At 47.0% G+C, this 7175-nt stretch carries 10 protein-coding genes and 1 tRNA gene; 4 read left to right on the top strand and 7 right to left on the bottom strand.

Annotation, left to right across the window (positions count from 1 at the left end; genetic code table 11):
• Positions 1–425 precede the first annotated feature (425 nt).
• The 4 genes from QUB56_RS05640 to QUB56_RS05655 all read right to left on the bottom strand — a co-directional run bounded on the left by QUB56_RS05640 (position 426) and on the right by QUB56_RS05655 (position 3448).
• A complete protein-coding gene (locus QUB56_RS05640; RefSeq protein WP_332953918.1) occupies positions 426–1343 on the bottom strand; it encodes a tetratricopeptide repeat protein in 918 nt (305 codons plus the stop codon).
• Between the two features lie 74 nt (positions 1344–1417).
• Positions 1418–2260 carry an inositol monophosphatase family protein gene (locus tag QUB56_RS05645; RefSeq protein ID WP_332953920.1) on the bottom strand — a complete coding sequence of 281 codons (843 nt, stop codon included), beginning with the start codon at positions 2258–2260 and terminating at the stop codon, positions 1418–1420.
• 269 nt (positions 2261–2529) lie between these two features.
• The gene (locus QUB56_RS05650) at positions 2530–3045 is read right to left on the bottom strand and encodes a thermonuclease family protein (RefSeq protein WP_332953922.1); all 516 of its coding nucleotides are present in this window, start codon (positions 3043–3045) and stop codon (positions 2530–2532) included.
• 34 nt (positions 3046–3079) lie between these two features.
• Positions 3080–3448, bottom strand: coding sequence for a 2Fe-2S iron-sulfur cluster-binding protein (locus QUB56_RS05655; RefSeq protein ID WP_332953924.1), 369 nt, complete (start codon positions 3446–3448; stop codon positions 3080–3082).
• 214 nt (positions 3449–3662) lie between these two features.
• On the opposite strand from QUB56_RS05655, the gene QUB56_RS05660 reads away from it, so the two are divergent.
• Positions 3663–3747: transfer RNA gene (locus tag QUB56_RS05660), tRNA-Ser, on the top strand.
• Positions 3748–4247: 500 nt separating this feature from the next.
• Here the strand turns inward: QUB56_RS05660 and QUB56_RS05665 are convergent.
• The 3 genes from QUB56_RS05665 to QUB56_RS05675 are packed head-to-tail and all read right to left on the bottom strand — an operon-like array spanning position 4248 to position 5243.
• Entirely contained in the window at positions 4248–4646 is a 399-nt protein-coding gene (locus tag QUB56_RS05665; RefSeq protein ID WP_332953925.1) for a transcriptional regulator, read from the bottom strand.
• Positions 4630–4929, bottom strand: coding sequence for a type II toxin-antitoxin system HigB family toxin (locus QUB56_RS05670; RefSeq protein WP_332953927.1), 300 nt, complete (start codon positions 4927–4929; stop codon positions 4630–4632). Before QUB56_RS05670 ends, QUB56_RS05665 begins: the two co-directional genes overlap by 17 nt.
• 11 nt (positions 4930–4940) lie before the next feature.
• On the bottom strand, positions 4941–5243 hold the full coding sequence (locus QUB56_RS05675) for a hypothetical protein (protein ID WP_332953929.1): 303 nt from the start codon (positions 5241–5243) through the stop codon (positions 4941–4943).
• Positions 5244–5260: 17 nt separating this feature from the next.
• On the opposite strand from QUB56_RS05675, the gene QUB56_RS05680 reads away from it, so the two are divergent.
• The 3 genes from QUB56_RS05680 to QUB56_RS05690 form a co-directional block, all read left to right on the top strand.
• Positions 5261–5917 (top strand): HEAT repeat domain-containing protein, encoded by a 657-nt coding sequence (locus QUB56_RS05680; protein WP_332953930.1) that lies wholly within the window; start codon positions 5261–5263, stop codon positions 5915–5917.
• 228 nt (positions 5918–6145) lie between these two features.
• On the top strand, positions 6146–6676 hold the full coding sequence (locus tag QUB56_RS05685; RefSeq protein ID WP_332953934.1) for a hypothetical protein: 531 nt from the start codon (positions 6146–6148) through the stop codon (positions 6674–6676).
• Positions 6677–6730: 54 nt separating this feature from the next.
• The coding region (locus QUB56_RS05690; RefSeq protein ID WP_332953936.1) for a ribbon-helix-helix protein, CopG family at positions 6731–7175 on the top strand (445 nt) is incomplete at its 3' end.

Raw genomic sequence — 7175 nt, forward strand, 5'->3', positions numbered from 1 at the left:
AACATTCGACTTTAACAAATTAAGGCGTGATAGCGTTTTGGTTTGCATGGGAATAATCATTTTCTTGCGTCAGTGTAAGCGTCCCGCTCTTTTTTAGATTTGAAATTTGAGATTTTAGATTGGGCTCAGAAGCTTAGCTTTAGGGGAAGCTGTTAAAGTAGAAGCAGGCCAGCTTAACATTCGACTTTAACAAATTAAGGCGTGATAGCGTTTTGGTTTGCATGGGAATAATCATTTTCTTGCGTCAGTGTAGGCGTCCCGCTCTTTCTGGATCGCCCGATCTCGCGGGACGCTCCTACTGACGGTATAATTCCGACTGCGCTCGGATGCGATCTCACCAAGTCTTGATTGTTTTGCTCGCTCGCACTCCACTGCTGTGCAGTTCACCACTTTCTAAATATTCAAGACCCACAATTCACAACTTTTCACTTCTTTTTACCCCCAAACAAACTTGCAAAAAATCCTGGTTTCTCCTCACTTTTTTTGGCTTTTGCGGAAGCTTGTTCCAGCTTTTTCTTAACCTCCAAAGCCGTCGGTTCTTCAGGATTTGATTCCAAAGCTTTCTTCATCTCAAGTTTTGCCATTGTGGCTTGATTTTGTTCAAAGTAACACATTGCTAACATAGCGTGAGCCTTGCTGTGTTTTGGATCGCGTTTCACCCCTTCTTTCAACTCTAAAACTGCTTTGGCGTAACTTTTGCTGTCCATGAATCCTTGAGCTCGGCGGCAATAGGGTTCGGCCGGCGAGTCTGTGGGATCGGGCGGAGGCGGCGGTGGAGTCACCCGGTCTTGTTTTGTTTTCGGATCTACTACCGGTGGTGGATCTTTTTTTAGGGGCGGCGGAGGTGGCGTTACACCACCGCCAACCCGCTCTTTTCGGAGCAGGTAAACCATGTTGAGTTCGCTAATTTGATCGATCGCCTCTTGCGTTTCCTTAACTGATTCGTACTGCTTGAGAGCGAGTTTGCTAACTGCTGTTTTGTAAGCTTCTTCCCAATCTTTAGCGGTAGCTAACTGTTTGGCTGCTTCGCTTTCGATTTGCATTTTCGCCTGTTCTTTAACAACGCGCTTGCCGACCGTTGCTAATAGCAGGTTGTATTCTTTGCGATCGCTTTCTTTGGAGAATTTGTTGTAAGCCGGATTTACTACTTTTGACAAAAATTGGTTGGCCCAATCTTTATCGGCTTGGCTTTCAAAAGAGCAAGTATCCGAATGCAAGCGGCGGACGATTTTCATGTAGCGCTTGCGGATGTCGTTAAACTCGGCGTCTAAGGGAATTCCCAAAATTGCGTGCTGATCCGTAAAGTCATACTTGAACAGCCCTTTTGTCATTTCAAAAGACATAACTTTTACTCTTCCTTTCCTGGCTTTTCACTATTCTTTAATGTAGCTTGAGTAAATGGGTTCTGACCCCCGTACTACCCCCGATCTCTTGCAGCAGGCACATTACCCCAGGAAGACAAGGGAGGAACTGCTAGCAGTGCGCCACTTAGTTCGGCGTGTATTTTGCCGTTTGTGGCCAAAATCCGACCCGAGTTCATCTCAAAGGCACTGCCGTCATAAGCTGTAATTTGACCTCCGGCTTCGGAGACGATGACTACACCGGCTGCTACGTCCCAAGGGGCGAGTCCCCGTTCCCAGTATCCGTCCGATCGCCCCATCGCCAGGTGTGCGAGGTCTAGGGATGCCGAACCGCTGCGGCGCACGCCTTGGGTGAGGTGGGTGAGGTGACAGAATTCGGCATAATTATTGTCTGCTGTTTCGCGCCGATCGTATGCAAAGCCAGTGACTAGCAAGCTGGTTCTCAATTCTGGGATTTGAGAAACTTCGATCGGCAATCGGTTGCAAGTTGCTCCCAATCCTTTGCCGGCCCGAAACAATTCGTTATGCAAAGGGTCGTAAATTACTCCTATTTGTGGTATTCCGTCGATTAAAAGTCCGATCGACACGGCCCAAAAAGGATATTGGTGAGCATAATTGGTTGTGCCGTCCAAAGGGTCGATCGCCCACAGGTATTTGCTGCTGGCATCCCCTAAGTTGCCGGATTCTTCGGCGAGGATGGCGTGGTCGGGTACGTGGCGGCCCAGAATTTCTAAGATAACCGCTTCTGAGGCTTTGTCGGCTTCTGTTACTAAATCGCCCGATCGGCCTTTTTCTTGAATTTTTTCTAAATTTCCGCAGTAAGATTGCAGGACGGAACCGGCGGCTAGGGCTGCTTCGGTGGCTATTTCTAAGAAGTTTTGCAGTTGATTGTCTGTCATTAGTCCGAGGGAAGGGGAAGTACGAACCGCTTTCGACGCGTTAGGCGAAGCCGCGCGTAAGCGCTAGGACACGAAGGAAGTGGGAAGAGGGAAGATGGAAGAAGAATAACTGGTTCCTAGGCTTTGCCTGGGAACCTATATCTAGAGGCTCTGCCTCGGCTGAAAAAAATGGAGGCAGAGCCTCCGGATCTGCGTTCCCAGGCAGAGCCTAGGAACGGGTGGAATGACAACTGCCAACAGTCAACTCTCAACTGTCAACTCTCAACTGACTATTGCCGATTTTGCTGGCGGAATTCTGCAGGAGTTTGGCGCAAAGCTCGTTCGGGATTCCACAGGCCTTTACCCATGAGTCTCGCCCATTCTTGAGCGTTGACGAGTCGCTGCTGGTATTTGGTGTTGGGCGATCGCACTGAAGCTAGGGCATAACCTTCTTTGATTAGCTGTTCGTTGAGCAAAATTTTATCTTGCCACAAATAGGCTAGTTTGCGATCGAACTGGTCTTTCTCTTCGATGTCTGATTCTAACAATACCTGTTTTCCCCCAGTTAGCTCTTCTAGTCTTTGTTTGGCTGCTTCTCCCCAAGGCTGCTGTTTTAAATCCGGCGCATCAATACCAATCAGCCTGATTTGTTCTAATAAGGCTATTTTGTTGGCTGTACTGATAACTTCGATTGTTTGGCCGCTGATGGCCCTTTCTACTTTGCCGATCGTACCTTGGGGAATTTCTGGTTTTTGGCAGCTAGCTAGCCACAGACAAAGGGCGATCGCACATAATCGATAAAGCATGGATAATTGGTAGTTGATAATTTATCAAATTCCCTCACTCTTCATCCAACGGCAAACCGGCTCTAACTTTTCCTTTGCCGAAGTAACGACCGAATTGCAGTTCGTACACTTCGTCTTCGTCTTGCGTCTCTACTTCGAGGTTGGAACGGGGATAGCTGACGCACAGCAGGGCATAACCCTCTTTTTGCAGTTCCACCGAAAGCCCCATTGCTTCTGGCTGGTACAGTTCTCCCGAGTTGACGCGCACCGCACAGGCTGTACAAGCGCCGTTGCGGCAGGAAAAGGGCAATTCTACTCCTTGGTTTTCCGCGCTTTGGAGGATGTAGCGGTCTTCGGGTACTCGCACGGTGTGGCGATCGCCTGTCTGTCTGTTATGAATTTTAATTGTGTAAGAGCGAGTCATGGAATTTTAGATTTTAGATTTTAGATTTTAGATAGGGGTTTGGCGGGGCAAATCCTTTAGATGAATGGGTTTTCGACACAGGGATGAGAACCAAAGCCCGCTCGTTTGACACCCTACCCACATTAAACAGCAAATTTATGCCGTTACCCCTTCCCAAATCAGATTTGTTCTGCTAAGATAGCTTAGCTGTGGCTAAATGAATTCATTTAGCCCTGGAGAGGTGGCCGAGCGGTTGAAGGCGCAGCACTGGAAATGCTGTTTAGGGCAACTTAACGAGGGTTCGAATCCCTCCCTCTCCGTTAAACAAGCTGTTTAGGCAAAAAAAACAGCTTGCAAAAAAAATCTCTGATCTGAGATAAATACTTTGATTATTAGCGAGCTCCCTTGAATTCTTTTAGAACAATCAAGGGAGCTCGCTTTTCAATGTTTGAATGTAAATTAGGGCGATCGTCCCGAGAATAAACGCCCAGATATATAGCAATCCTAAATGATTCTACTCGTTACTCGTTACCAGGCAGAGCCTGGTAACGCAGATCCGGAGGCTCTGCCTCCATTGTAGCAGGCGAGGCAGAGCAAGAGTGACATTGATTCCCAGGCAGAGCCTGGAAGTTATTGAAACTGATGCGAGGATTGCTATAGCAATCCTCGCATCATTTGTGAATTTCTTACCCCCTCCCCAAGGCATCGGGGAGGGTTGGGGTGGGGTAAAAAATTTACGACTCCTGCAAGGATTGCTATAGTTAGTGATTACTGGTTAGTAGTTTTTCTAATCACAAATAACCAATGCCCTATTTCCCAATTAAATAAACAAGCTAGGTGAGATTTTAAAATACTCGCCTAGTGCCTTAGCTTGTGCCTTGCTAATCGCTCTTTTCCCATTCACAACCTCAGACACCACACCGCTCGATCCAATGATACCTACCAAGTCCGCTTGACGGGTGCCGCTAGATTCCATGATGTGTTGCAAAATCTCATGAGGCTCGGATTTGTCCATCGGATAATTTTCCGTCTCATAAACTTCAATCAGCGTGACTAACAACTTGTATAAAGCTCTCTCCTCAGGGGTGCGGTTTTTAGCGAACGTTAGCCGTTCTGCCACTGCCAGGAGGCGATCGTATTCCTCTGGGGTTTCGATCGCCCTAGGAGCGATTTCTGCCAGCAATTTGCTATAAGTGGCTCCATCAAAAGTAAGGATCATTTTTCCATTTGTTTTTGTCGTATTCAGCGTGGGTTAGGAAATATTTATAGAAAATAGTTTGCTCCTCGTAGTCGATGCCCACAATCAGGCGATATTCGTTGCCTTTGATATTAAAGACTGTGAAGTTTCCTACTGCTTCGGCATCTCGGTAAATCTTGCGAACATCCTCCAAATTATGCCAGTCTGCTTGCTTTACAGTTGCGTTCCAGCTATCAATTTGATTTTTGACATCGGGATACTGGGCAGCATCTTTACGGAGGTTGCGGATCGAAATTAAGTGCATTTGTTTTTCTTTTATTTTTTATTTTGTCGTACATTTTTTTTGGTGTTTTTGGTTTGGTTTTGAGGTCTCTCTATGCTTAGACTCTCATTTTGAGAGGAAAATGTCAAGGCCCGATCGAGTAAAAATTCTTTAACGCACTCCAAGTGGGTTTTGTCTGTGTAGGCGCGGTTGGAAACCGCAGGCTTTATCTTTAATCCCACTCTTCCTCCCCCGACTCGATCCTCATCGTGTAAAAAAGCTTCTAGCAGCGTGGTTCGGGCGAGATCCTCGCAAAATCCGGGAATAATTGCTAAAATCGTAAAGAAACGTAACAAAAATATATAATTGGCTTATGAAAATTAGCGAAATCCAAGCAGCGCTGCAAAGTTCGGATTCTCAAGACAGGCTGCGGGGGGTAACGGCTCTGAGAAAGTGCGATGCTGCGGTGGCCCTACCGATGTTGCTGAGCAAAGTGGACGATCGGGAATTTATCGTGCGATCGTGTGTGGCGATGGGATTGCGGCAGACTCAAAGTGGGGAAGCTTTTGCGGCACTGTTAAAAATGATGCAGTTCGATCGCGATCCCAACGTGCGCGCCGAGGCCGCTAACTCTTTGTCAATGTTCGGAAGCGAAGCGATTTCTCACTTGGTGGAAGCTTTCCGCCGCGATGACAATTGGCTCGTCCGCCGCAGTATCATGGCTGCGCTGTATGAAATGCAGTGTCCTGATGCAGTATTTGAAATTTGTGCTATCGCTCTTGGCGGCGAAGATTTACCAGTTCAGGAAGCAGCAATTGACGGGTTCGGTATGCTGGCAAATACTGATAAGCAAGAAGAGGCATTGCAGCAATTATTACCTCTAGTAAGTTCGGATAACTGGGGAATTCGGCTGCGAGTTGCTCGCGCGCTGAGCAAATTTGACAATCCTCAAGCTCGCGCTGCTGTGAGCTATTTGGCAAAAGATCCAGATCATCGGGTTGCAGGTGCGACTTTGGAAGCTTCGCTTTAAAACCACGGCTTACAACCTCAAGCAGACATTGGTAGCCCCCCTTAAACCCGCCCCTAGATTAGCGCGATCGCCCTCACAATATTACGAATTGTTACTTTGTTTCTAATAAACGAGACAGGGGCGATCGGCATCATTGACGATCGCTCTTAGTTTGGCCATCTGAGTTAATTCGTCATGTACCAGCCTTTTCGGGAATACCTAGAGCAATAGCTGTTTCAAAGGTTGGATTTGCAAAGTCGCCCCATTCCTTCGGCGTTGGAAGTTAATATCAGCGAGCGCGGCAAAACCCCAGCTACTATCCGCAGTTGGTGTTACGACTGCCGGCAATTACGAAAAATCCGCTACACTTACATCGATGCGGGTGAATCTGCTCAAGTTTTTAATGGCGTGATTTATCCGACTCACAATTACGATTTGCCGCTGTTGGGAATTTACCTCTTGTCTTTGAGCAAAAAGAAAATTTTGGTGGTTCTCGACTTTGGGCCGCTATTTAGAGATGAGGCTTATATAGCAAAATACGTTCTGGCCGCTTATTTGGATTTGGTCGATCGCGCCGAACCCATGACATCGGGCGCCAAGTTAGATAATATCTTACAAGCTCAACTGCTCTATCTGCGGTATCGTGCCGCAAAAGACCCGGCCCGGAAAATGTTTAAGCGGTTCTACGGCAAGGAATGGACCCAAGAATACATTCACGGCTTTTTGTTCGATTGGGAACAGAAGCTGGCACAATTGGTAAGTAACAAGAATAGATTTTAATACAAGCTTCAGCCACTATACTAATAAGTGTAGGTTGGCATGAGGAAAATGCCAATGGTCAAAAAAAATCGCAATGTAGTTAGTTCCAATTCAGAAAGCAAAGTCAAAGTCGGACTTTCGCTGACTTCTTCTAGTGCGGCTCGATTGAACAGGATCGCTCAAAAGCTCGGAATATCAAGGTCGGAACTCCTAGAACGCTTGGCAAAAGGCGCTCTGGATATTTCTAGCGACAAGACGGAAGTTACTGTCACTTGGAAAAAAGGTGAAGAAACGGAGGTAGAGACCGCGGACTTGCAAGGGGAAACAGCCGAAGAAAGCCAAATTAATGACGCTAGAACGGCAGAAACTCTATTGGACTCGGTGAAGGTAAAGCCAAATCCGCTGCAAGAAAGTTACGAAGCTTTACAGCAGCAGTTGGCTGAACGCGAAAGTTCGATCGCATCTTTGCAGCAGCAACTCGCCGAAAAGCAAAATCTCGAAAGCCAATTGCAGGAAACTG

It is taken from the genome of Microcoleus sp. AR_TQ3_B6 (genome assembly GCF_036702785.1).
In the GTDB taxonomy this organism is placed as follows: domain Bacteria; phylum Cyanobacteriota; class Cyanobacteriia; order Cyanobacteriales; family Microcoleaceae; genus Microcoleus.